Source organism: Streptococcus mitis, assembly GCF_047463435.1.
Lineage (GTDB): Bacteria > Bacillota > Bacilli > Lactobacillales > Streptococcaceae > Streptococcus > Streptococcus mitis_DS.
In genome coordinates, this window is the sequence record NZ_JASHDW010000019.1 from 1 (window position 1) to 22,075 (window position 22,075).

A 22,075-nucleotide genomic window follows, 5' to 3' on the forward strand; every position below is an offset into this window, starting at 1 on the left:
GCCGGAAGTAGTTGGGGGTTGCCCCCTGTGAGATATGGAAGTCGCTTAGCTCTAGGGAGTTTAGCTCAGCTGGGAGAGCATCTGCCTTACAAGCAGAGGGTCAGCGGTTCGATCCCGTTAACTCCCATTTAAGCGGGTGTAGTTTAGTGGTAAAACTACAGCCTTCCAAGCTGTTGTCGCGAGTTCGATTCTCGTCACCCGCTTTGAACTTTGTTCAATTACCAAGTTTTTAACTTGGGCGCGTAGCTCAGGTGGTTAGAGCGCACGCCTGATAAGCGTGAGGTCGGTGGTTCGAGTCCACTCGTGCCCATAAAGTTTGGTCCGTTGGTCAAGGGGTTAAGACACCGCCTTTTCACGGCGGTAACACGGGTTCGAATCCCGTACGGACTATTTTGGAGGATTACCCAAGTCCGGCTGAAGGGAACGGTCTTGAAAACCGTCAGGCGTGTAAAAGCGTGCGTGGGTTCGAATCCCACATCCTCCTTTTGTATTAACGCGGGATGGAGCAGCTCGGTAGCTCGTCGGGCTCATAACCCGAAGGTCGTAGGTTCAAATCCTGCTCCCGCAATAAGGCTCGGTAGCTCAGTTGGTAGAGCAATGGATTGAAGCTCCATGTGTCGGCGGTTCGATTCCGTCTCGCGCCATTTATATATTTTGGAAGGGTAGCGAAGAGGCTAAACGCGGCGGACTGTAAATCCGCTCCTTCGGGTTCGGGGGTTCGAATCCCTCCCCTTCCATTTTACGGGCATAGTTTAAAGGTAGAACTAAGGTCTCCAAAACCTTCAGTGTGGGTTCAATTCCTACTGCCCGTGTTAATAGAATTATGGCGGGTGTGGTGAAGTGGTTAACACACCAGATTGTGGCTCTGGCATGCGTGGGTTCGATCCCCATCACTCGCCTATTTTATATTATTGGGGTATAGCCAAGCGGTAAGGCAAGGGACTTTGACTCCCTCATGCGTTGGTTCGAATCCAGCTACCCCAGTTACTATTTGCCGGCGTGGCGGAATTGGCAGACGCGCTGGACTCAAAATCCAGTGTCCGCAAGGACGTGCCGGTTCGACCCCGGCCGCCGGTATAGTAATAAAGACAAGGTTTTCGGACCTTGTCTTTTTTTTCTCTGTTTTTGTTGAGTTACCAATTTTTTCCATTTTAAAATAAATCGTCAAGTTTATTAGCCAATGTTTTCTGTTTGCTAGGGTACAAATGAGAATATGTATCAATTGTTGTTGTAATAGATGCGTGTCCTAATCTTTCTTTGACAACAAGGTAATCCTCTCCTTGATTTATTAGTAATGATGCGTGAGAGTGTCTCAAATCATGAATTCTTATTTTCTTTAAATCTTTATCCCTTTCTAGTATTTGCTTAAACTTTTTATCAATCATATTTTTCGTAATTGTTATTGGTGTACTCTGTATTATTTGTAGTTCGTCTGTATTTTTCGTAAATTCCTCAAGTTTTTCTTTTTGTTTTACTTTCCAATCTTTTAGCATTTCTGCTAATTTCTGATTTATTGTTATATTTCTAGTTCCTGATCGTGTTTTTGTTGTATTAATGTAGCTTGTATTATTGACAAAGTATACCGTTTTGGTAACGTATATTGTATTTGTTAAAAGATTTATATCATTCCAGTTCAATGCGATGATTTCTCCCATTCTCATTCCAGTAAAGAAAGCAATTACGAAAAACAGGTCATAGCTTGTTTCATCATCTTGAATAAGTTCTCTAAATCTCGTGAATTCTTCTATACTCCAAAATTTGATATTAGGCTTCCTAATTGGTAATTTTCTCAGATTCTCAACAGGATTTTTATCAATAAGGGATTTTCTTATACCAGTGTCAAAAATTTTTTTAAGTAGAATTAGAAGTTTATTAATTGTATTATAACTTAAAGTTTCATTTTCATTTTGTTTTTTAGGTTTTGTTTTTAGGTATTCACGAAATTCGAATATATGGTCATACGTTAATTTATTTAAATTTGTATTTTTAAAATATGGTTTAATATGACGCTCATAATTGTTTCTTTGTGTACTTGTATAGCTTATTTTTCTGCCATTTTTCAAATCGTCTTCTTCAAGCAACTGGAATAACATATCTGTTGTTACTACAAAGTCAAATTGTTTTTCTTTTAATTCTACAACTCGAATATGTTGTTCTAGTTCTAGTGCTTCCTTTTTAGATTTTAATCCTTTTCGAATGATACGTATTCTTTTTTGTGTGACTGGGTGGAAACCATTAGAAACATCAACGGTCCATTTACCACTTTTAGTTTTACGAATAGTCATTCATTATGCTTCTTTCTGGAGTTCAATTCCTAGTAGTTCTTCAGCGACATTGGCTGGAATTGTACCAATCCGTTTGTTATCGTAGATATTAAAACCACGATTCACTAATAGTAATTTGCCAGTATGGATAATCTTTCTTGCAGTTCCTGGAGCAAATCCAAGTTCGATAAGGTCATCTTTTGTTACAGTTTTAATCATGTGATCTCCTTTTCTAATTAGATTAAGTAAGGGGAGGATTAACTCCCCTTGTCTTTTACTTATTTTTGTTTTACATCTACTAAATGGATAGCATCCGCCTTGTAATACATTGTCGTGCTAATCATAGTAGCTTGTAAATTGTCAAATGTAACTGGTACTTCATCCATTGCTTGGATATAGTCATTATCAACCAAGGCATCTGGATTGTCTACTGAGACTTGGGTTGATTTCTTTTTGAATTGTCCATCCTTGATTGTTACATTGTATTTCCAACCAATGATTTTATCGGTATTAAAACGTCTTTCACTACCATCTCGGTTTTTGATAATTTCTCCGTTTGCATCTGCTCGGACTTCCGTTTCAAATTTTGGAATGACTTCATCCAATTCAAATTTTGTTCCAATGTTATTAAAATTCCAGTCATTTTGTGAGAGCATTTTTGCCATATTTAATTTCTCCTTTTGATATTTTCTTTGATTGTAGGGATTAAATCTTCTCTTTTAAAGAGAATTGCCCTTTCTATTAATCCACTTGCTAAATCTGGTGGATATTCCATATTGTTGAGTGCGAGATAGTTAGATTTCTCATACTCATGCAGTAAGTTATTGTCGTATAGAAATTTATACGCTTTTAGAATAGCTCCAGAACCTTTATAGGTAAACCATTCTAATTTTTGTTCTAGTTCTGTTTTTGGTTTTGAAATAATGATAGAGACAGGTTTTGAGTGACCTAAAAACTTTTCCCAAGATCTCAAAGGTTTTGAGAAGTGATTATCACTATAGAACCTCACTTTTTCTTTGAGATATCCCTTGGTAAAGTTGAGAAGATCTATTTCTGAATGCAACCATTCTTGAATGAAATAGTGAGCTTTTTCTTTCCTAAGTTCTAACTCAGTTCTTATCCAATTTTCTATGTACCGCTTGCTGATGCCGAGCTTCTCAGCTCGTTCTAAGCGTTTATCATAAATTCTAAGTCTTTCATCATCATTGGGTTTTCTCAAATATAAGGTTTGGCCGATTGTTTCATCTCCGTAGGTATTGTAGTAGGTGCTTTTTCCATATATAAAGCGTTTCTTCTGACAAATCTTTAGAAGCTGATTAGGAGTGAAGTAGGATGTTTCATTAAAATCATCTATTGCAATATCAATTCGTCTTACTGAAAATTGATTGTAATTGTAGTAGAGATTGTTCAGAAACTGTCTTTCGGACAGACTATTTGGACCTAATACCATATCTCTAAAGAACTCGAGTGCCTGTCCTGACATGACAAGCATGTAGGACGACTCTTTCGCTCCATAGTAGATACGGATATTCCCATAATGAAACTGGCTATCATAGTTATAGTATTTCAGGCTCCCTTTATTCTCAATAAATAGGTTATAGTCAAGAAATAGAATATCTTCGATTATTTCTCTTGGCGAAAATTCAGTCTTATCAAACTGAATTTGAATCCAGTCAAATACAGAACGTAAATGTTCATTTTTTGCCATAGATTTTGATTCAACTTTTTGCCTAATTTTGCCACCCTTAAAATCTCCGAAACCCTTGGAAATACTGATTTCTTTCGATGGTACACCTAACTTGCAGAGGGTGGTGTTACTACACACCCTATCGGTCAAAAATGGTCCGTCCGCATCTACGCTCATTTTCGGCTTTCTGCCTCATGGCTCAGCCGAAAACTCGCTATTAGCCGAACCTATTTTTTGACCTCTTCTGAACAAACCCTAGTAAGCCGGTTTGCATCGACTCTTCAATATCTTGGATTTTCTTTTTTAGACTGGCATTCTCATTTTTTATCAGTCGTATTTCTCGCTTAAATTCCTGTTTTAAGGCGCTCAGTTCATCGTAGAGCTCATCTATTACTTGGTTTAGGGATTCGTGCTCATTGTCTGCTAGGCTCCCAAATACGGCTTGTATAGCCTCTTTTAGACCTATTTCAAGTTTTAGGTTAGCTAACTTTTGAAATTGTCTAAGGTCTTCGTTTGTAAAGTCATAGGCAACTGTATAACTTAATTGATGAGTTCTTGGATTTCTACTGATAGGAATTTTAATTTTTTTAAATTCCTTGCCACTTATCTCTTTAATCAGTTGAATCCAATTTTTAAGAGTAGAGGTAGAGTTTAGGCCAGAAATTTGATTGACTAACTCTTTATTGGTCATCTTTTTGTGAAACCTCCGAAATTTTCTTGTGCAACTGAAGAGTTTTCTGTGGTATAATTGTTACATAATATGTTTTGATCTTGGAACGAACGGCACATTTGTTTCAAGATTTTTTTTATTTTGTCGAATCCTACCTCCTTTATTAAAATTTTTTAAATCGACTACTAGTTACATACGCTTTTACCTCCTTTTATGCTATAATATTCTCAATGGAATATTTAATCTCAAAATAAATATTCCTTATGGAATAATTCTATTTTATACCGTTTAGAATATTTTGTCAAGCCAAAATATACGAATAAGAATATCTATAGGAGAATTATGTATACAGAGGATTATAAATTTTCAGAGAGGTTAAAAACTCTCAGAAAATCAAAAAAGTTAACTCAAGTACAAATATCGGAATTAATTGGAGTTCAACAAGGGACATATTCTCGGTGGGAGAATGGAACGTTAGAACCAGGATTAGAATTCGTTGTGAAATTAGCAAATATCTTTGGGACTACTACAGATTATTTGCTGGGACAAAAACCTTATTCAATTATCAGTAGTTTACCTCTAGAACAATTAGATCTTACCAATATTGCAAACTTTTCAAAGGATGAGTTTGATATTTTGAAACATTCAATAGCAGTTTCGGTGGCAAGAAATAAAATAAAGGCAACAGAACTAAAAGATAGAGTTATAGAAAAAAATCAGTTGTCAGAAAAAGATGCAGAACTTTTGAATAAGATTTTTGAAGAAGTTAAAACTTATTGGGAAAATTAGGAGGACGCTAGTCTTCAAAATTCCCTCCCAAAATGTGTCCAAAATATTGACAGAATTCTAGCTTTTCATTATAGTTCTTATGGAACTTTTTTTCTACAACAAAATAGGCTCCATAATATCCATAGGGGATTTACCCACTACAAATAGTATAGAGCCGGTTTTATTAATGTCCTGCATTTCCTAATAAGTTAACCATGACAACACCAATGATAATCAAAATTAAACCGATAATGCTATAAACATTTAGTGTTTCTTTGAAAATCATTACTGCGATAGAGGCTGTCAAAACTAAACCGACAGCTGACCATGTTGCATAAGCTATTCCTAAAGGAATTTTTTGCATTGCTAGTGAGAGGAAATAGAAACAAACGCCATAGCTAAGTAGGGCAGAAACGGTTGGAATAGGCTTTGTAAAACCGTCTGATAATTTCAAAAGGTTAGTTCCCAATATCTCTCCTACAATGGCGATAAAAAGATAAAAGTATGACATGTCTTTAACCTCCTATATGTCATGTTTTTGCTCTAAGAGCTATTATAGCTATCCGTTTTTTATAAATCTTGGCACAAGTCATGAGAATTTGTAGTAAAACTGTGGCAGACACTTTTTCAGAACCAATAGCTGATAAATTTATTATATCATAAGATAAATTTTAAAAAAAGTCTTGATTTATTTCAATGTCTTGCGTGGTCTCGATTTTACTGGTAAAATTACTTTTAAGAACTTTAAAAAAGAGGTTTCTATATTTGACAAAACAATGACTTGTTGTCCCGAATGTGGGCATCCTTTGGAGAAAAAATTTTTAAAAGATGAGGGAGATATTCCTTATTGTTCACAATGTGCGAGTTTTCGTTTTCCAGTCTTTAATACAGCAATTAGTGCGATTTTATTTAATGAAAAACATGATAAGATTCTCTTGATTAAGCAATATGACATGGCTGAGCATATTTTGCTAGCTGGTTATGTGTCTAATGATATTCACAACCAATTTCTACAATCATTAAAGGCAATTAATTTAGCCTCTCTTATTACGGATATGGGTAATAAAATTGCACAAAACTAGTCCAAAACTCTTTTTAATAAGGAGTATACTTTCTAGCATTTTATAGTTACTAAAAAGTATCTAAACTTTGGAAGTGATACTAAGTTTTAAAAAATATTATGGAAAAAAAGCTTATAAAATCAATATTTCTGAGATTTAAAACTAATAATATTAGACTCAAAATCCAGTGTCCGCAAGGACGTGCCGGTTCGACCCCGGCCGCCGGTATAGTATAGAGTTAAGGAACGTTGTAAATCTTCGTTCCTTTTTTATATTATTTTTGGTATAATAATAGTTATTCAAATTTTATTTAGATTATGAAAGTGTAGGGAAGTATGTCTCGTTCTATCGATTTATTAAAACATCGGTATTTGAAAAATATTAAAGAAAATCCTGAATTGTTTGTCGGGATTGAGCTGGAATATCCTGTTGTAAACTTGGAAGGGGATGCTACAGATGTTGAAGTTATCAAGTACTTATTCCGATATTTAGTTTCTGCTTTGGATTTTACTGTCGAAAAGGTTGATGATTTTGGGACTCCTATTCAGTTAGTGGAGCCAGCAAGTCAGGATGTTATTTTATTTGAAGTTTCCTATACTACGATTGAGTTTGCATTTGGTAAGGCTGAAACAATTCAAGAGGTCGAAAATCGTTTTAATAATTATATGGATGTAATTCAGAGAAAATTAGGCGAATCCAATCATGCTATCGTTGGCTGCGGTATTCATCCCAACTGGAATAAAAATGAGAATACTCCAGTTGCTTATCCACGTTATCAGATGTTAGTGGACTATTTGAATTTGAGTAGAAATATGGCTGAATCAGACTTGCATCATTTCCCTGAATATGGTGCTTTTATCTGTGGGAGTCAGGTTCAGTTGGATGTTTCAAAGTCTAACTACTTACGAGTGATTAATGCTTTTACCCAAATTGAAGGGGCTAAGGCTTATTTACTTGCCAATTCTGAGTTTTCAGGTGAGAATTGGGATACGAAAATTTCAAGGGATATTTTCTGGGAAGAATCGATGCATGGTATATATCCAGAGAATGTTGGTGTCAATGCTAGGCTCTTTAAAGATGAGGATGATTTTTTTGATTATCTAGATCATTCTGCAATTTTTACTGCGGAACGCGATGGGCAAACCTATTATTTTTATCCGATTCAGGCAAGGGACTATTTGGCTACAACTGAAATCCAAGCATATGCTCTTAATGGGGATGAGATTCTTATTTACCCTCAAGAGAAGGATTTTGAAACTCATCGTAGTTATCAGTACCAAGACTTAACGACTCGGGGTACAGTTGAGTTTCGTAGTGTGTGTACTCAACCTCTAGAGAGAACCTTCGCTTCTGCAGCTTTTCACTTAGGATTGTTGGTTAATTTAGATAAGTTAGAAGCTTACTTAGAAACAGCGACTTTCTTTAAAGAATTTGGGCGAAATTACAAGTTTTTAAGACGACAATTTTCTAAGAAAAAGCTTACAAATGAGGAAGAAACTGCGATTATTGAATTTTCCAAACACATACTCCTGCTAGCTTGCGAAGGACTGGAGATGAGAAATAAGCAAGAAACAAGCTATTTACAGCCTTTGAAAGAAGAATTGGGCCTATAATTTCTCTTATAAAAGGAGAATTTTCTGAAAAATCATGATATAATGGATGAGACTATAGATAAAGGATAGAGAGTAATGACATTAGTTTATCAATCAACGCGTGATGCCAACAATACAGTAACTGCTAGCCAAGCTATTTTGCAAGGTTTGGCGACGGATGGTGGTTTGTTTGCACCGCTTACTTATCCAAAGGTAGATTTGGACTTTGACAAATTGAAAGATGCTTCTTACCAGGAAGTTGCTAAGTTAGTTTTGTCAGCATTTTTAGATGACTTTACAGCTGAGGAGTTGGACTACTGTATCAACAATGCCTACGATAGCAAGTTTGATATTCCAGCTATAGCGCCTTTGGTGAAATTAGACGGCCAATACAATTTGGAACTGTTCCATGGTTCAACAATTGCTTTTAAGGATATGGCCTTGTCTATTTTGCCATACTTTATGACAACAGCTGCTAAGAAGCATGGTTTGGAGAACAAGATTGTCATCTTAACAGCGACATCTGGTGATACTGGGAAAGCTGCTATGGCAGGGTTTGCGGATGTGCCTGGAACTGAGATTATCGTCTTTTATCCAAAGGATGGTGTCAGCAAGGTTCAAGAGTTGCAAATGACTACTCAGACTGGTGATAATACTCATGTTATCGCTATTGATGGTAACTTTGATGATGCTCAAACAAATGTGAAGCATATGTTTAACGATGTAGCCCTTCGTGAAAAGTTGGCTACCAATAAACTGCAATTTTCATCTGCCAACTCTATGAATATCGGTCGTTTGGTGCCACAGATTGTTTATTATGTTTATGCCTATGCTCAGTTGGTTAAGACTGGTGAGATTGTGGCTGGTGATAAGGTCAACTTCACAGTACCAACAGGAAATTTTGGAAATATCTTGGCTGCCTTTTATGCTAAGCAAATTGGTCTACCAGTTGGCAAATTAATCTGTGCTTCAAATGACAACAATGTTTTGACAGACTTTTTCAAGACACGTGTTTACGACAAGAAACGTGAGTTTAAAGTGACTACTAGTCCATCTATGGATATTTTGGTATCTTCAAACTTGGAGCGTTTGATTTTCCATCTTTTAGGTAATGATGCGGTTAAAACAGCTGAACTTATGAATGCCTTGAACAAGCAAGGACAATATGAGTTGACAGACTTTGATGCAGAGATTTTGGACCTCTTTGCAGCTGAATATGCGACTGAGGAAGAAACGGCAGCAGAAATCAAGCGTGTTTATGAGGCAGATTCTTATATCGAGGATCCACATACGGCGGTTGCCTCGGCAGTTTATAAGAAATACCAAGCGGCTACTGGCGATGTGACTAAGACAGTGATTGCTTCAACAGCGAGTCCATACAAGTTCCCAGTGGTTGCAGTAGAAGCTGTAACAGGTAAAGTAGGCTTGACTGACTTTGAAGCCTTGGCTCAATTACATGATATTTCAGGAGTTGCAGTACCACCAGCAGTTGACGGGCTTGAAACAGCTCCTGTTCGTCACAAGACAACAGTGGCAGCTGCTGATATGCAAGCAGCGGTTGAGGCTTATCTAGGACTTTAAGACAGAGGGAGTAAACTCGGTTGGGAAACCAACTGAGTTTCTTTTCATCAGGAGGAAGGATTGTTTAAGAAAAATAAAGACATTCTTAATATTGCCTTGCCAGCTATGGGTGAAAACTTTTTGCAGATGCTCATGGGAATGGTGGACAGTTATTTGGTTGCTCATTTAGGATTGATAGCTATTTCAGGTGTTTCAGTAGCTGGTAATATTATCACGATTTATCAGGCGATTTTCATTGCTCTAGGGGCAGCTATTTCTAGTGTTATTTCAAAAAGTTTGGGGCAGAAGGATCAGTCTAAGCTAGCCTATCATGTGACTGAGGCGTTAAAAATTACTTTACTATTAAGTTTCATTTTAGGAGCTTTGTCTATCTTCGCTGGGCAAGAGATGATTGGACTCTTGGGAACGGAGAGAGATGTAGCTGAGAGTGGCGGACTCTATCTATCCTTGGTAGGCGGATCGATTGTTCTTTTGGGGTTCATGACGAGTCTGGGTGCTTTGATTCGTGCAACGCATAATCCACGTTTGCCTCTCTATGTGAGTCTTTTATCCAATGCCTTGAATATTCTTTTTTCAAGTCTAGCTATTTTTATTCTGGATATGGGGATAGCTGGTGTTGCTTGGGGGACAATTCTGTCTCGTTTGGTAGGTCTTGTGATTTTATGGTCGCAATTAAAGTTGCCTTTTGAGAAACCGACTTTTGGTTTAGATAAGAAACTATTGACCTTAGCTTTGCCAGCAGCTGGAGAGCGGCTTATGATGCGGGCTGGTGATGTCGTGATCATTGCCTTGGTTGTGTCTTTTGGAACGGAGGCAGTTGCTGGGAATGCAGTCGGAGAAGTCTTGACCCAGTTTAACTATATGCCTGCCTTTGGCGTCGCTACGGCAACGGTCATGCTGGTGGCCCGAGCAGTTGGAGAGGATAATTGGGAAAGAGTAGCTAATTTGAGCAAGCAAACCTTTTGGCTTTCTCTGGTCCTCATGTTCCCCTTGACCTTCAGTATCTATGCTTTGGGTATACCACTCACTCATCTCTATACGACTGATTCTTTAGCGGTGGAGGCTAGTGTTTTAGTGACACTTTTTTCACTACTTGGTACTCCTATGACGATAGGAACAGTCATCTATACAGCAGTCTGGCAGGGTTTGGGCAATGCTCGGCTTCCCTTTTATGCGACAAGTATAGGAATGTGGTGTATCCGCATTGGAACAGGATATCTGATGGGGATTGTGCTTGGTTGGGGCTTGCCCGGTATTTGGGCCGGAACCCTTTTGGATAATGGTTTTCGTTGGTTATTTCTACGTTACCGTTACCAGCGCTATATGAGCTTGAAAGGATAGGAAATGCAAAAAACAGCTTTTATTTGGGATTTAGACGGGACTTTATTGGACTCTTATGAAGCGATTTTATCAGGGATTGAGGAAACTTTTGCTCAGTTTTCTATTCCTTATGATAAGGAGAAGGTGAGAGAGTTTATTCTCAAGTTTTCTGTGCAGGATTTGCTGGAGAAAGTTGCGGAAGAGCGAAAACTGGATGTCGAGGTGCTAAATCAGGTGCGTGCCCAGAGTCTGGCTGAGAAGAATGCTCAGGTAGTTTTGATGCCAGGTGCGCGTGATGTGCTAGCTTGGGCAGAGGAATCAGGAATTCAGCAGTTTGTTTACACTCATAAGGGAGACAATGCTCTTACCATTCTAAGAGACTTGGGTTTGGAATCTTATTTTACAGAGATTTTAACAAGTCAGAGTGGCTTTGCGCGTAAACCTAGTTCAGAAGCGGCCACCTATCTGTTAGACAAGTATCAGTTGGATTCTGAGAAGACCTATTATATAGGGGATCGGATTCTGGATGTGGAATTCGCGCAGAATAGTAAGATTCAAAGCATTAATTTTTTAGAGTCAACTTATGAAGGAAATCATAGGATTCAAGGGTTAGCAGATATTTCCCGTTTTTTTAAGGCTGAGCGATAAAAAGATTGTGTCAGTTTTGTGACAGAGACCTAACAAACTATTTCAAGTAACCGAGTTTGTTACAAGGAATAGACAGTTCTGTTAAATAGGCCCGAGAGGGCTTTTTTTCTGCATTTTTTGTGTTATGATAGACAGGTACTCATTTGAAAGGAATAGGAAAGAATGAAGAAAAGAATATTATTAGCTTCAACAGTAGCCTTGTCATTTGCCCCAGTATTGGCAACTCAAGCAGAAGAAGTTCTTTGGACTGCACGTAGTGTTGAGCAAATCCAAAACGATTTGACTAAAACGGACAACAAAACAAGTTATACCGTTCAGTATGGTGATACCTTGAGCACCATTGCAGAAGCCTTGGGTGTAGATGTCACAGTTCTTGCGAATTTGAATAAAATCACTAATATGGACTTGATTTTCCCAGAAACTGTTTTGACAACGACCGTCAATGAAGCAGAAGAAGTAACAGAAGTTGAAATCCAAACACCTCAAGCGGCTTCTAGTGAAGAGGTGACAACTGCGACAGCAGATTTGACAACCAATCAAGTGACCGTAGATGATCAAACTGTTCAGGTTGCAGACCTTTCTCAACCGATTGCAGAAGCGCCAAAAGCGGTAGAAACTACAAGTACAAAAGAAGTAGCAACAAATTCAGAAGTTGCAGAGACAGTTGCTACTGCAGAAGAAGTAGCACCATCTACAAATACTTCAACGTCAGAGGAGCAAACAGCCGAAACAAGTAGTGCAGTTGCAGAAGCAGCTCCTCAGGCAACGACTTCAGCTGAGAAAAATGAAACTCAAGCAAGCCCACAAGATGTTTCAACAGTGGAAGAAACTACAACTCCAACAGAAGAAACAGCAATCGAAACAACTGCAACAAGTTCAGAAGAATTAAAAGAAGCCTCATCAAATGAAGCTACAACAGCAGTTTCTACTTATCAACCAGAAGAGAAGAAAACAGTTTCAACAACTTACGCAGCTCCAGCAGCGCCCGATTATGCTGGACTTGCGGTAGCGAAATCTGAAAATGCAGGCCTTCAACCACAAACAGCGGCCTTTAAAGAAGAAATTGCTAACTTGTTTGGCATCACATCCTTTAGTGGTTACCGTCCAGGAGACAGTGGAGATCACGGAAAAGGTTTGGCTATCGACTTTATGGTACCAGAAAGCTCAGAATTAGGGGATAAGATTGCGGAATACGCTATTCAAAACATGGCCAGCCGTGGAATTAGTTACATTATTTGGAAACAACGTTTCTATGCTCCATTCGATAGCAAATATGGGCCAGCTAATACTTGGAACCCAATGCCAGACCGTGGTAGCGTGACAGAAAATCACTATGATCACGTTCACGTTTCAATGAATGGATAAACCAGACTTGGTAATATCATTTTGACGAATGAGATCTAGCTTTCATGATTGGAAGTAAGTCTCGTTCGTTTTTCTTTGTCATACTCTTCGAAAAATAAATGCAAACCACGTCAGTTTTATCTGCAACCTCAAAGCTGTGCTGTGAGCAACCTACGGATAGCTTCCTAGTTAGCTCTTTTATTTTCATTGAGTATCAATATAAATGGAAAATGGAAGTTACCATTTTGTAATGATTCAAGCAACATTCTTACAATCTATTTTACTTTGTATTATACTTGATTAGTCAACTATTGATAAATCAACAGAAAAGAGGAAGAAATGTTAGAGATTCAAGATTTACTTTATCAACTACGCTTGTCTGAGCAAGCGAGCACGCAATTGTTTGAAAAAAGGCTTGGGATTAGTTTGACACGGTATCAGATGTTACTGTTTTTACTGGAGAATTCCCCTTGTAATCAAATGGCGGTTCAGGAGCGTTTGAAGATTGATCAGGCTGCTTTGACCCGACATTTCAAGATTTTGGAAAAGGAAGGTTTGGTGGATCGCCATCGCAATCCTGAAAATCAGCGGGAAGTCTTGGTAGAGGCTACGAAGTATGCCAAGGAGCAGTTAGTGGAGAATCCCCCTCTGAAGCATATCAAGGTTAAGGAAGCGATGAAAAGTATCTTAACAGAGTCTGAGAGAACAGAACTCAGCCGTTTATTAAATAAATTGGTTTTGGGTATTGAAAATATAGAGATTTAAGGAGAAATAGATGTCAATTATTACAATCATTTTAGCAACGATCGTTGCTTTGGAGCATTTTTACATTTTTTATTTGGAAAGTATTGCAACGCAATCAGATGCGACTAGTCGTGTCTTTAACATGGACAAGGAAGAACTGGCTCGTCCGTCAGTAAGTTCATTGTTTAAAAACTAAGGGATTTATAACGCTCTGCTAGGAGTTTTTCTCTTGTATGGCATTTATTTCTCACAGAATTTAGAAATTGTGACTATTTTTGTTTTATTTGTGATTGGAGCTGCGGCTTATGGCTCTCTCACAGCAGATAAGAAAATTATTTTGAAGCAAGGTGGACCAGCTATTTTGGCCTTGATTAGTATTTTTCTCTTTAAATAAGTTCAAAGGTCAATCTTAGTCTCTTTAGTCCTTTTCACTCCAGAATAAGGGAAATATGTTATACTTGTCTTTAAGAAAATAGTTTTATTGAAATGGTTTTGAGGAGTTAGAAATGAAAGTATTAGTGACAGGTTTTGAGCCCTTTGGAGGGGAAAAGGTCAATCCAGCCTTGGAGGCTATTAAAGGTTTACCAGCTGAAATCCATGGTGCTGAGGTCCGTTGTCTAGAAGTGCCAACAGTCTTTCACAAATCGGCTCAAGTATTGGAAGAAGAGATGGACCGTTATCAACCTGACTTTGTCCTTTGTATCGGCCAAGCAGGTGGAAGGTCTAGCTTGACACCTGAGCGAGTAGCTATTAATCAAGATGATGCACGGATTCCTGATAATGAAGGAAATCAACCGATTGACCTTCCTATTCGTCCAGACGGTGCCTCGGCCTATTTTAGTAGTTTGCCGATTAAAGCGATGGTTCAAGCTATAAAAAAAGAAGGCTTGCCGGCCTCTGTTTCCAATACGGCAGGGACTTTTGTCTGCAACCATTTGATGTATCAGGCCCTATATTTGGTAGAAAAGAAATTTCCACATGTTAAGGCAGGTTTTATGCATATTCCTTATATGATGGAACAGGTGGTGAATCGACCGACTACTCCAGCTATGAGTTTAGTGGATATTAGGCGGGGGATAGAAGCGGCAATCGGCGCTATGATAGAACATGGAGATCAAGACCTCAAGTTGGTAGGCGGAGAAACTCATTGATAGAAAAAAGCTTGAGGGGAAACCTTCAAGCTTTTGGACGTTTTCGAGCTAGTACTGCTCGGTAAAAAATTATTTTATTGATTTGAATATAGGGGAGGAGTGAAAAACTAGCAATTCCAAAGGTAATCCAATTGAGGAAGTACCAAGGAAGGAGTTGTAAGTCTAGGACAAAACGCTGAAACTTGTAACCTTTCATCAGGAAACGGCTGGTTTTAAGGATTTGTCCTGGTTTGGCTTGTCCCAAGTCTAGGGTGTCACATAGGAGAAATTCCACCTGTGAATAGGCATAGTATTGTGGAATATAGAGACTATTTCCGACAATCATCAAGAGGATACTTGCTAGAAAGTAGAGACCAAAGGTCATGAGGAAGCCTTCAGTTTCAACTGACGAGAGATCCAGATTAGGAAACTCAGGGTGAAGGACAACGAATTTCTTTGCTAAAAAGCTACTGTAAAAGAGGAAGTAAATCCCAAGCAAGCTAGGAATGCTCCATAAGAAGAGATAGAAACGTTTGAGGAGAAGAGTCAAAAAGGTTTGTGAAAAGTGCTCTTCGTTAAAGAGTGCGAGACTATTTTTGACGGATAGTTCTGTATCAGGATTCTTGATGAGTTTCAGTGTTGTATAAACGGAACTGGTTAGAAGTATTGTTCCAATAAAGGAGACTAATAGGGGAAATAGGTAGGCTTGGAATATATGACCAAACACGCTTAAAAAGGATTGCTCTAAAATAGACTCGTTGATGCGCTCTAAGGGATTGAGGAAGCCAGACAAAATGACCAGCATGCTAGGTAAGAGATAGACGAGAAAGAGGCGGGGATTTTCAGCCTGAAATTGTCTGGCCTGCAGACGAATGGTTTTTAAATCAATTTTTGGGTATTTCATTCTCTCATTATACCATAGTTCGTGACAGTTCCTACTTTTTTTGATAAAATCATACAGTATGCCCTTGGGCACAAAGTATGAACTGGGACTGTCTTTCCCAGCTTCGGAGGTAAAAAAATGTCAGATTCACCAATCAAATATCGTTTGATTAAGAAAGAAAAACACACGGGAGCTCGTCTGGGAGAAATCATCACTCCCCACGGCACCTTCCCGACGCCTATGTTTATGCCAGTTGGAACTCAAGCCACTGTCAAAACTCAGTCACCTGAAGAATTGAAGGAGATGGGTTCGGGAATTATCCTATCAAACACCTATCATCTCTGGCTTCGTCCTGGAGACGAACTCATTGCACGCGCAGGTGGTCTCCACAAGTTCATGAATTGGGATCAGCCAATCTTGACGGATAGTGGTGGTTTCCAGGTTTATTCTCTAGCTGATAGCCGTAATATCACAGAAGAAGGGGTAACCTTTAAAAACCATCTCAATGGTTCTAAGATGTTCTTGTCTCCAGAGAAGGCTATTTCTATTCAGAACAATCTGGGTTCAGACATCATGATGTCCTTTGACGAATGTCCTCAGTTTTATCAACCTTACGACTACGTTAAGAAATCAATCGAGCGTACTAGCCGTTGGGCTGAACGTGGTTTGAAGGCTCACCGTCGTCCACATGACCAAGGTTTGTTTGGGATTGTGCAGGGGGCAGGATTTGAAGACCTTCGTCGCCAATCGGCTCATGATCTTGTCAGCATGGACTTTCCAGGCTACTCTATCGGTGGTTTGGCAGTGGGAGAAACCCACGAAGAGATGAATGCGGTTTTGGACTTTACAACCCAACTGCTTCCTGAAAATAAACCTCGCTATTTGATGGGTGTGGGAGCGCCAGATAGCTTGATTGATGGGGTGATTCGTGGGGTGGATATGTTTGACTGTGTCTTACCAACTCGTATCGCTCGTAACGGGACTTGTATGACCAGTCAGGGACGTTTGGTTGTCAAAAATGCTCAGTTTGCTGAGGACTTTACGCCACTGGATCCTGAGTGTGATTGCTACACATGTAAGAACTATACACGCGCTTATCTTCGTCACCTGCTCAAGGCTGATGAAACCTTCGGTATCCGCTTGACTAGCTACCACAATCTTTACTTCTTGCTTAATCTGATGAAGCAAGTGCGACAAGCCATCATGGATGACAATCTCTTGGAATTCCGTGAGTATTTTGTTGAAAAATATGGCTATAATAAGTCAGGACGCAATTTCTAAAATGGAATGGATATAAGCTAAAAATCCTAAGTTTTCTCTTAGGATTTTTCTTCTTTTTTTGATAGAATAAAGTGTATAACGAAAGGAAGAATAAACTCGTATGCGCATTAAATGGTTTTCCTTGATTAGGATTACAGGTTTACTTTTGGTACTCTTGTATCATTTCTTTCAGACAATCTTTCCTGGAGGTTTTTTCGGGGTAGATGTCTTTTTCACGTTTTCAGGCTTCCTGATTACGGCTCTACTTATCGAAGAATTTTCTAAAAATCATGAGATTGATTTGATTGGATTTTTTAGGAGACGTTTTTATCGGATTGTGCCACCTGTAGTTTTGATGGTCTTGGTAACCATGCCTTTTACTTTTTTGGTTCGCCAAGATTATGTGGCTGGAATTGGTGGCCAGATTGCAGGTGTTTTAGGCTTTATGACCAACTTCTATGAACTGCTAACAGGTGGGAGTTATGAATCTCAGTTCATTCCTCATTTGTTTGTTCATAATTGGAGCTTGGCTGTTGAGGTGCACTACTATATTCTTTGGGGATTGGCAGTTTGGTTCTTATCCAAACAGTCTAAATCAAATGGTCAGTTGAGAGGGATGGTCTTTCTCTTATCTGCTACTGCCTTCTTGATTAGCTTCTTCTCCATGTTTATTGGTAGTTTTCTAGTAACTTCTTATTCCTCTGTTTACTTCTCCAGTTTAACTCATGTCTATCCATTCTTTTTGGGGAGTATCCTAGCAACGATTGTAGGCGTTCGTCAGACGACTTCTCTGGTCAAGCAATTGGATAAAATCTGGGATTTACGCAAGACCCTTTTAGTTTTTGGGGGAGGTTTTGGCTTTTTACTCATTTTGACCTTCTTTGTCAAATTTACCTATCTCTTTGCCTATCTTATGGGCTTCTTGCTTGCCAGCCTTGCAGCCCTTGCTATGATTCTGGCGGCGCGTGTCTTACATGAAAAGACTCCTAACGTGCAGGAGCCAAAGATTATTAGCTTTTTAGCAGATACTAGTTATGCGGTTTATCTTTTCCATTGGCCTTTCTATATCATTTTCTCGCAGTTGACATCAAATCTTCTTGCTGTCTTACTGACTTTGATTTTTTCTTATGGATTTGCCAGTCTGTCATTTTATGTGTTGGAACCTTGGATTGCAGGAAAGAACACACCTATTATACAAACCCTTCGTCCCCTGCCTTATATCCATACAATCCTTGCAACAGGTACAGGAATCTTGACCATCATTGTCTGCACGGTGATCTTGTTGGCTCCACAAGTCGGAGCTTTTGAGACAGATTTAACTGTCAATGGCTTGAAGCAAGCCGCAACCAATATTGGCCAGACCAAGGTAATGGCAGAGCGGGCAGATGCAAATAGTTTAGGAATTGCTGATGGCACTATGTTAATTGGTGACTCGGTGGCCTTAAGGGCAAATACAGCCCTGCAGACAGCCCTTCCTGGAGCACAGATTAATGCGCAGGTCAGCAGAACAACCAAGACTGCCAATGAAATCATGCTAAACAATAGCCAGAATAAATTTTTACCTAAGATGGTGGTCATTGCAACTGGGGTAAATAATCCTGAAAATTACAAGGAAGACTGGGATAGTATCGTGAAAAATCTTCCAAAGGGGCACCATATGATTTTGGTGACACCTTATGAAGGAGATAAAACAAAAGAGACCTATGCCATCGTTGAGAAGGCTGCTGCCTATATGAGAGAATTGGCAGAGAAGACTCCTTACATCACGATAGCAGATTGGAATCAAGTTGCTAAGGAACATCCAGAAATCTGGGCAGGAACAGACCAAGTCCATTTCGGAAGTGACAATAGTAAAATTGAAGCAGGAGCAAAATTGTATGCAGACACCATTGCTACAGCCTTGCAAACAGCTCAAGACAAGCCAGTCAAATCAAAATAACTTGTATTTAAAAGAAAAGAGTTGGAGACATCCAGCTCTTTTAAAATATCTCTAGAAAATAGGTCTATACCATTTACAAATGAATCAGAAAGGTTTATAATGTAATTGACATAATAAATATCAAAAGTAATCTTTTAAGGAGGTCATTATTATGCCTAATTACGTTAAAGCGGATCAGTTTTTCTATCCATTTGGCATTCGTCGCGGTGGGTACTTAGAACTTGTTGATGGCAAATTTGGGAAACATGTGGATCAAATTCCTGAAGGAGCAGAGGTTCTTGACTATACTGGTTATAGCATTGCACCAGGTCTTGTGGATACTCATATTCATGGATATGCAGGTGTAGATGTGATGGACAACAACATTGAAGGTACATTGCACACTATGAGTGAAGGACTTCTTAGTACCGGTGTTACCAGTTTCTTGCCCACAACTTTAACAGCCACTTATGAGCAATTGCTTGCAGTCACTGAAAATCTTGGAAACCATTATAAAGAAGCAACAGGTGCTAAGATTCGTGGGATTTATTATGAAGGTCCATATTTCACAGAAACTTTTAAGGGGGCACAAAATCCAACTTATATGAGAGACCCGGGTGTTGAGGAGTTTCATTCTTGGCAGGATGCTGCAAAAGGGATGCTAAATAAAATCGCTATTGCACCAGAACGTGATGGGGTGGAAGATTTTGTACGTACTATTACAGGTGAAGGTGTGACAGTTGCACTTGGACACTCAGATGCGACATTTGAACAAGCTAAGAAGGCAGTTGATGCTGGAGCTAGTGTATGGGTACATGCCTATAATGGGATGCGTGGTTTAACACACCGCGAACTAGGTATGGTAGGAGCTATGTATGAGCTCCCACATACTTACGCAGAATTAATTTGTGATGGTCACCACGTAGATCCAAAAGCTTGTGAGATTTTACTTAAGCAAAAGGGGACAGAAAACATCGCTCTTATTACGGACTGTATGACAGCTGGTGGGCTTGAAGACGGTGACTATATGTTGGGAGAATTCCCTGTTGTAGTAGCAAATGGAACTGCACGTCTCAAATCTACTGGTAATTTGGCAGGTTCTATCCTCAAACTTAAAGATGGTATGAGAAATGTAGTCGAGTGGGGTATTGCAAATCCACACGAAGCGGTCATGATGGCTAGCCTTAACCCAGCAAAATCTGTTCACATTGATGATGTCTGTGGCCAAATCCGTGAAGGTTATGATGCGGACTTTATCGTATTAGATAAAGATTTGGAATTGGTAGCAACCTACCTAGACGGTGTGAAACGTTATCAAGCATAAGAGAAAAAGCAGAAGTTAGAGATTAGCTTCTGCTTTTTTATCTATATTACTTTACCGGTAAATAAAAAAGTTAAAAAAATCACAAAAAATCTTGAACAAACAAATGAAAAGGCTTACAATTATATTATAAATAGTACAAATAAAAAAACGGAGGAATGCTTTATGAAAGCCTATACTTATGTTAAACCAGGACTTGCTTCTTTTGTTGACGTAGACAAACCAGTTATTCGCAAGCCAACAGACGCTATTGTGCGTATCGTAAAAACCACTATTTGTGGAACAGACCTCCATATTATCAAAGGGGATGTTCCCGCTTGCCAAAGTGGTACTATTCTTGGTCACGAAGGGATTGGGATTGTTGAAGAAGTTGGAGAAGGAGTTTCTAACTTCAAAAAAGGCGACAAGGTCTTGATTTCTTGTGTCTGTGCCTGTGGTAAATGCTACTACTGTAAAAAAGGAATTTATGCCCACTGTGAAGACGAAGGGGGCTGGATTTTCGGTCACTTGATTGATGGTATGCAGGCTGAATATCTACGTGTCCCTCATGCAGATAACACTCTTTACCATACTCCAGAAGACTTGTCAGATGAAGCCTTGGTTATGCTATCAGACATTCTACCTACTGGATATGAAATTGGTGTCTTAAAAGGGAAAGTAGAACCTGGTTGTAGCGTAGCCATTATTGGTTCAGGACCAGTTGGATTGGCTGCTCTTTTGACAGCTCAATTCTATTCACCAGCTAAATTGATTATGGTGGATTTAGACGATAACCGCTTGGAAACTGCTGTATCATTTGGTGCGACTCATAAAGTTAATTCTTCAGACCCTGAAAAAGCCATTAAAGAAATTTATGATTTGACAGATGGTCGTGGTGTGGATGTTGCTATCGAAGCTGTTGGTATTCCTACAACATTTGATTTCTGTCAAAAGATTATCGGTGTAGACGGAACGGTTGCCAACTGTGGTGTGCATGGTAAACCAGTCGAATTCGATTTGGACAAACTTTGGATTCGCAACATCAATGTAACAACTGGTTTGGTATCTACAAATACCACTCCACAATTGTTGAAAGCTCTTGAAAGTCATAAGATTGAACCAGAAAAATTGGTAACTCACTATTTCAAACTTAGTGAAATTGAAAAAGCCTATGAAGTTTTCAGTAAGGCAGCAGACCACCATGCCATTAAGGTCATCATCGAAAACGATATTTCAGAAGCTTAAGTAGTAAAAAGATTTTGGAACACAAGTAAATAGAAATTCAGTTATCCATCAGATGGCTGGATTTTTTATCGAGAAATTAAGAAATGAGCATATTTCTTTCCTTGTCTGGCGGAATTAGTTATAATATACGGTACAAAGGAATGAATGAATATGTATCGTGTTATAGAAATGTACGGAGATTTTGAACCTTGGTGGTTCTTAGAAGGTTGGGAAGAAGATATTGTAGCTAGTAAGAAATTTGACCAGTATTATGATGCTCTCAAATATTACAAAACTTGCTGGTTTAGATTGGAACAAGAATCTCCTCTTTATAAAAGTAGAAGTGATTTGATGACCATTTTTTGGGATCCAGAAGACCAACGCTGGTGTGATGAATGTGACGAGTATTTACAACAATACCATTCTTTGGCTCTTTTACAGGATGAGCAGGTTATTCCAGATGAAAAACTACGCCCAGGCTATGAAAAACAAACAGGTAAGGAAAGGCACCGTTCTTGCCGTATGAAATTAAAATAGAGAAAAAGTAACTTTTTTGTACTGCACCCCAAAAGTTAGACAGAAAAAATCTAACTTTTGGGGTGTTTTATTATGAAATTGAGTTATGATGATAAAGTTCAGATCTATGAACTTAGAAAACAAGGATATAGCTTAGAGAAGCTT

At 38.8% G+C, this 22,075-nt stretch carries 21 protein-coding genes, 12 tRNA genes and 2 pseudogenes; 28 read left to right on the top strand and 7 right to left on the bottom strand.

Going from position 1 to position 22,075, the window contains the following annotated elements; genetic code table 11:
- The first annotated feature begins 54 nt into the window (after positions 1 to 54).
- The 12 genes from QM843_RS09375 (at position 55) to QM843_RS09430 (ending at position 1,077) form a co-directional block, all read left to right on the top strand.
- Positions 55 to 127: transfer RNA gene (locus QM843_RS09375), tRNA-Val, on the top strand.
- A gap of 5 nt (positions 128 to 132) precedes the next feature.
- Positions 133 to 203 (top strand) — tRNA-Gly (locus tag QM843_RS09380).
- 33 nt (positions 204 to 236) lie between these two features.
- A tRNA-Ile gene (locus QM843_RS09385) sits at positions 237 to 310 on the top strand.
- Between the two features lie 8 nt (positions 311 to 318).
- A tRNA-Glu gene (locus QM843_RS09390) sits at positions 319 to 390 on the top strand.
- A 4-nt stretch (positions 391 to 394) separates the two neighbouring features.
- Positions 395 to 484: transfer RNA gene (locus QM843_RS09395), tRNA-Ser, on the top strand.
- 10 nt (positions 485 to 494) lie between these two features.
- Positions 495 to 568: transfer RNA gene (locus tag QM843_RS09400), tRNA-Met, on the top strand.
- 3 nt (positions 569 to 571) lie between these two features.
- Positions 572 to 644: transfer RNA gene (locus QM843_RS09405), tRNA-Phe, on the top strand.
- Between the two features lie 12 nt (positions 645 to 656).
- Positions 657 to 737: transfer RNA gene (locus tag QM843_RS09410), tRNA-Tyr, on the top strand.
- Between the two features lie 4 nt (positions 738 to 741).
- A tRNA-Trp gene (locus QM843_RS09415) sits at positions 742 to 812 on the top strand.
- A gap of 14 nt (positions 813 to 826) precedes the next feature.
- A tRNA-His gene (locus QM843_RS09420) sits at positions 827 to 899 on the top strand.
- A 13-nt stretch (positions 900 to 912) separates the two neighbouring features.
- A tRNA-Gln gene (locus tag QM843_RS09425) sits at positions 913 to 984 on the top strand.
- 9 nt (positions 985 to 993) lie between these two features.
- Positions 994 to 1,077, top strand: a tRNA-Leu gene (locus QM843_RS09430).
- 74 nt (positions 1,078 to 1,151) lie between these two features.
- Here QM843_RS09430 and QM843_RS09435 read toward each other — a convergent pair.
- From QM843_RS09435 to QM843_RS09455, 5 genes are read right to left on the bottom strand one after another with little or no spacing between them, the layout of a single operon-like run.
- Positions 1,152 to 2,285, bottom strand: a complete 1,134-nt coding sequence (locus tag QM843_RS09435; protein ID WP_070482252.1) for a tyrosine-type recombinase/integrase — start codon at positions 2,283 to 2,285, stop codon at positions 1,152 to 1,154.
- 3 nt (positions 2,286 to 2,288) lie between these two features.
- Positions 2,289 to 2,483, bottom strand: coding sequence for a DUF3173 domain-containing protein (locus QM843_RS09440; RefSeq protein ID WP_070482251.1), 195 nt, complete (start codon positions 2,481 to 2,483; stop codon positions 2,289 to 2,291).
- 59 nt (positions 2,484 to 2,542) lie between these two features.
- Entirely contained in the window at positions 2,543 to 2,929 is a 387-nt protein-coding gene (locus tag QM843_RS09445; protein WP_001096843.1) for a hypothetical protein, read from the bottom strand.
- 2 nt (positions 2,930 to 2,931) lie between these two features.
- Positions 2,932 to 4,128 carry a replication initiation factor domain-containing protein gene (locus QM843_RS09450; protein ID WP_265494257.1) on the bottom strand — a complete coding sequence of 399 codons (1,197 nt, stop codon included), beginning with the start codon at positions 4,126 to 4,128 and terminating at the stop codon, positions 2,932 to 2,934.
- Between the two features lie 40 nt (positions 4,129 to 4,168).
- Positions 4,169 to 4,642: a hypothetical protein gene (locus QM843_RS09455; protein WP_037599776.1), complete on the bottom strand. Its 474-nt coding sequence runs from the start codon at positions 4,640 to 4,642 to the stop codon at positions 4,169 to 4,171.
- Between the two features lie 321 nt (positions 4,643 to 4,963).
- Here QM843_RS09455 and QM843_RS09460 point away from each other — a divergent pair, with 321 nt between their 5' ends.
- A complete protein-coding gene (locus QM843_RS09460) occupies positions 4,964 to 5,410 on the top strand; it encodes a helix-turn-helix transcriptional regulator (protein ID WP_000287814.1) in 447 nt (148 codons plus the stop codon).
- A 163-nt stretch (positions 5,411 to 5,573) separates the two neighbouring features.
- Here the strand turns inward: QM843_RS09460 and QM843_RS09465 are convergent, their stop codons facing one another.
- Positions 5,574 to 5,900, bottom strand: coding sequence for a DMT family transporter (locus tag QM843_RS09465; protein WP_009732038.1), 327 nt, complete (start codon positions 5,898 to 5,900; stop codon positions 5,574 to 5,576).
- Positions 5,901 to 6,072: 172 nt separating this feature from the next.
- Here QM843_RS09465 and QM843_RS09470 point away from each other — a divergent pair, with 172 nt between their 5' ends.
- The 9 genes and pseudogenes from QM843_RS09470 (at position 6,073) to pcp (ending at position 14,830) form a co-directional block, all read left to right on the top strand.
- Positions 6,073 to 6,471 carry an FmdB family zinc ribbon protein gene (locus QM843_RS09470; RefSeq protein WP_009732039.1) on the top strand — a complete coding sequence of 133 codons (399 nt, stop codon included), beginning with the start codon at positions 6,073 to 6,075 and terminating at the stop codon, positions 6,469 to 6,471.
- 314 nt (positions 6,472 to 6,785) lie between these two features.
- Positions 6,786 to 8,063 carry a glutamate-cysteine ligase family protein gene (locus QM843_RS09475; protein WP_020903672.1) on the top strand — a complete coding sequence of 426 codons (1,278 nt, stop codon included), beginning with the start codon at positions 6,786 to 6,788 and terminating at the stop codon, positions 8,061 to 8,063.
- A 75-nt stretch (positions 8,064 to 8,138) separates the two neighbouring features.
- On the top strand, positions 8,139 to 9,623 hold the full coding sequence (thrC, locus tag QM843_RS09480) for a threonine synthase (protein ID WP_049515744.1): 1,485 nt from the start codon (positions 8,139 to 8,141) through the stop codon (positions 9,621 to 9,623).
- Positions 9,624 to 9,683: 60 nt separating this feature from the next.
- Positions 9,684 to 10,964: an MATE family efflux transporter gene (locus QM843_RS09485; RefSeq protein WP_000473986.1), complete on the top strand. Its 1,281-nt coding sequence runs from the start codon at positions 9,684 to 9,686 to the stop codon at positions 10,962 to 10,964.
- Between the two features lie 3 nt (positions 10,965 to 10,967).
- Positions 10,968 to 11,591, top strand: a complete 624-nt coding sequence (locus QM843_RS09490) for an HAD family hydrolase (protein WP_001172831.1) — start codon at positions 10,968 to 10,970, stop codon at positions 11,589 to 11,591.
- A gap of 162 nt (positions 11,592 to 11,753) precedes the next feature.
- Positions 11,754 to 12,956: a LysM peptidoglycan-binding domain-containing protein gene (locus tag QM843_RS09495; protein ID WP_020903675.1), complete on the top strand. Its 1,203-nt coding sequence runs from the start codon at positions 11,754 to 11,756 to the stop codon at positions 12,954 to 12,956.
- Positions 12,957 to 13,274: 318 nt separating this feature from the next.
- Positions 13,275 to 13,700, top strand: a complete 426-nt coding sequence (locus QM843_RS09500) for a MarR family winged helix-turn-helix transcriptional regulator (RefSeq protein WP_414304832.1) — start codon at positions 13,275 to 13,277, stop codon at positions 13,698 to 13,700.
- A 10-nt stretch (positions 13,701 to 13,710) separates the two neighbouring features.
- A pseudogene (locus tag QM843_RS09505) lies at positions 13,711 to 14,073 on the top strand (DUF1304 domain-containing protein).
- A 112-nt stretch (positions 14,074 to 14,185) separates the two neighbouring features.
- A complete protein-coding gene (gene pcp, locus QM843_RS09510; protein WP_414304833.1) occupies positions 14,186 to 14,830 on the top strand; it encodes a pyroglutamyl-peptidase I in 645 nt (214 codons plus the stop codon).
- 25 nt (positions 14,831 to 14,855) lie between these two features.
- On the opposite strand, the gene QM843_RS09515 is transcribed toward pcp, so the two are convergent.
- Positions 14,856 to 15,713, bottom strand: a complete 858-nt coding sequence (locus QM843_RS09515) for a DUF975 family protein (RefSeq protein WP_414304834.1) — start codon at positions 15,711 to 15,713, stop codon at positions 14,856 to 14,858.
- Between the two features lie 117 nt (positions 15,714 to 15,830).
- On the opposite strand from QM843_RS09515, the gene tgt reads away from it, so the two are divergent.
- The 6 genes and pseudogenes from tgt to QM843_RS09545 form a co-directional block, all read left to right on the top strand.
- Positions 15,831 to 16,973, top strand: coding sequence for a tRNA guanosine(34) transglycosylase Tgt (tgt, locus tag QM843_RS09520; protein ID WP_001285237.1), 1,143 nt, complete (start codon positions 15,831 to 15,833; stop codon positions 16,971 to 16,973).
- A gap of 100 nt (positions 16,974 to 17,073) precedes the next feature.
- Entirely contained in the window at positions 17,074 to 18,891 is a 1,818-nt protein-coding gene (locus QM843_RS09525; RefSeq protein ID WP_414304835.1) for an acyltransferase family protein, read from the top strand.
- A gap of 151 nt (positions 18,892 to 19,042) precedes the next feature.
- Positions 19,043 to 20,194, top strand: a complete 1,152-nt coding sequence (nagA, locus tag QM843_RS09530) for an N-acetylglucosamine-6-phosphate deacetylase (RefSeq protein ID WP_101786331.1) — start codon at positions 19,043 to 19,045, stop codon at positions 20,192 to 20,194.
- A gap of 162 nt (positions 20,195 to 20,356) precedes the next feature.
- Positions 20,357 to 21,415: a zinc-dependent alcohol dehydrogenase family protein gene (locus tag QM843_RS09535; RefSeq protein WP_261051653.1), complete on the top strand. Its 1,059-nt coding sequence runs from the start codon at positions 20,357 to 20,359 to the stop codon at positions 21,413 to 21,415.
- Positions 21,416 to 21,565: 150 nt separating this feature from the next.
- Entirely contained in the window at positions 21,566 to 21,931 is a 366-nt protein-coding gene (locus QM843_RS09540) for a DUF1033 family protein (RefSeq protein WP_000286405.1), read from the top strand.
- Positions 21,932 to 22,003: 72 nt separating this feature from the next.
- Positions 22,004 to 22,075: pseudogene (locus QM843_RS09545) on the top strand (transposase); the annotation flags it as partial.

Excerpts from the sequence above, each read along its gene's own strand:
- QM843_RS09435 (WP_070482252.1), bottom strand. The coding sequence starts at position 2,285 with ATGACTATTCGTAAAACTAAAAGTGGTAAATGGACCGTTGATGTTTCT.
- QM843_RS09440 (WP_070482251.1), bottom strand. The coding sequence starts at position 2,483 with ATGATTAAAACTGTAACAAAAGATGACCTTATCGAACTTGGATTTGCT.
- QM843_RS09445 (WP_001096843.1), bottom strand. The coding sequence starts at position 2,929 with ATGGCAAAAATGCTCTCACAAAATGACTGGAATTTTAATAACATTGGA.
- QM843_RS09450 (WP_265494257.1), bottom strand. The coding sequence starts at position 4,128 with ATGAGCGTAGATGCGGACGGACCATTTTTGACCGATAGGGTGTGTAGT.
- QM843_RS09455 (WP_037599776.1), bottom strand. The coding sequence starts at position 4,642 with ATGACCAATAAAGAGTTAGTCAATCAAATTTCTGGCCTAAACTCTACC.
- QM843_RS09460 (WP_000287814.1), top strand. The coding sequence starts at position 4,964 with ATGTATACAGAGGATTATAAATTTTCAGAGAGGTTAAAAACTCTCAGA.
- QM843_RS09465 (WP_009732038.1), bottom strand. The coding sequence starts at position 5,900 with ATGTCATACTTTTATCTTTTTATCGCCATTGTAGGAGAGATATTGGGA.
- QM843_RS09475 (WP_020903672.1), top strand. The coding sequence starts at position 6,786 with ATGTCTCGTTCTATCGATTTATTAAAACATCGGTATTTGAAAAATATT.
- thrC (WP_049515744.1), top strand. The coding sequence starts at position 8,139 with ATGACATTAGTTTATCAATCAACGCGTGATGCCAACAATACAGTAACT.
- QM843_RS09490 (WP_001172831.1), top strand. The coding sequence starts at position 10,968 with ATGCAAAAAACAGCTTTTATTTGGGATTTAGACGGGACTTTATTGGAC.
- QM843_RS09495 (WP_020903675.1), top strand. The coding sequence starts at position 11,754 with ATGAAGAAAAGAATATTATTAGCTTCAACAGTAGCCTTGTCATTTGCC.
- QM843_RS09500 (WP_414304832.1), top strand. The coding sequence starts at position 13,275 with ATGTTAGAGATTCAAGATTTACTTTATCAACTACGCTTGTCTGAGCAA.
- pcp (WP_414304833.1), top strand. The coding sequence starts at position 14,186 with ATGAAAGTATTAGTGACAGGTTTTGAGCCCTTTGGAGGGGAAAAGGTC.
- QM843_RS09515 (WP_414304834.1), bottom strand. The coding sequence starts at position 15,713 with ATGAAATACCCAAAAATTGATTTAAAAACCATTCGTCTGCAGGCCAGA.
- tgt (WP_001285237.1), top strand. The coding sequence starts at position 15,831 with ATGTCAGATTCACCAATCAAATATCGTTTGATTAAGAAAGAAAAACAC.
- QM843_RS09525 (WP_414304835.1), top strand. The coding sequence starts at position 17,074 with ATGCGCATTAAATGGTTTTCCTTGATTAGGATTACAGGTTTACTTTTG.
- nagA (WP_101786331.1), top strand. The coding sequence starts at position 19,043 with ATGCCTAATTACGTTAAAGCGGATCAGTTTTTCTATCCATTTGGCATT.
- QM843_RS09535 (WP_261051653.1), top strand. The coding sequence starts at position 20,357 with ATGAAAGCCTATACTTATGTTAAACCAGGACTTGCTTCTTTTGTTGAC.
- QM843_RS09540 (WP_000286405.1), top strand. The coding sequence starts at position 21,566 with ATGTATCGTGTTATAGAAATGTACGGAGATTTTGAACCTTGGTGGTTC.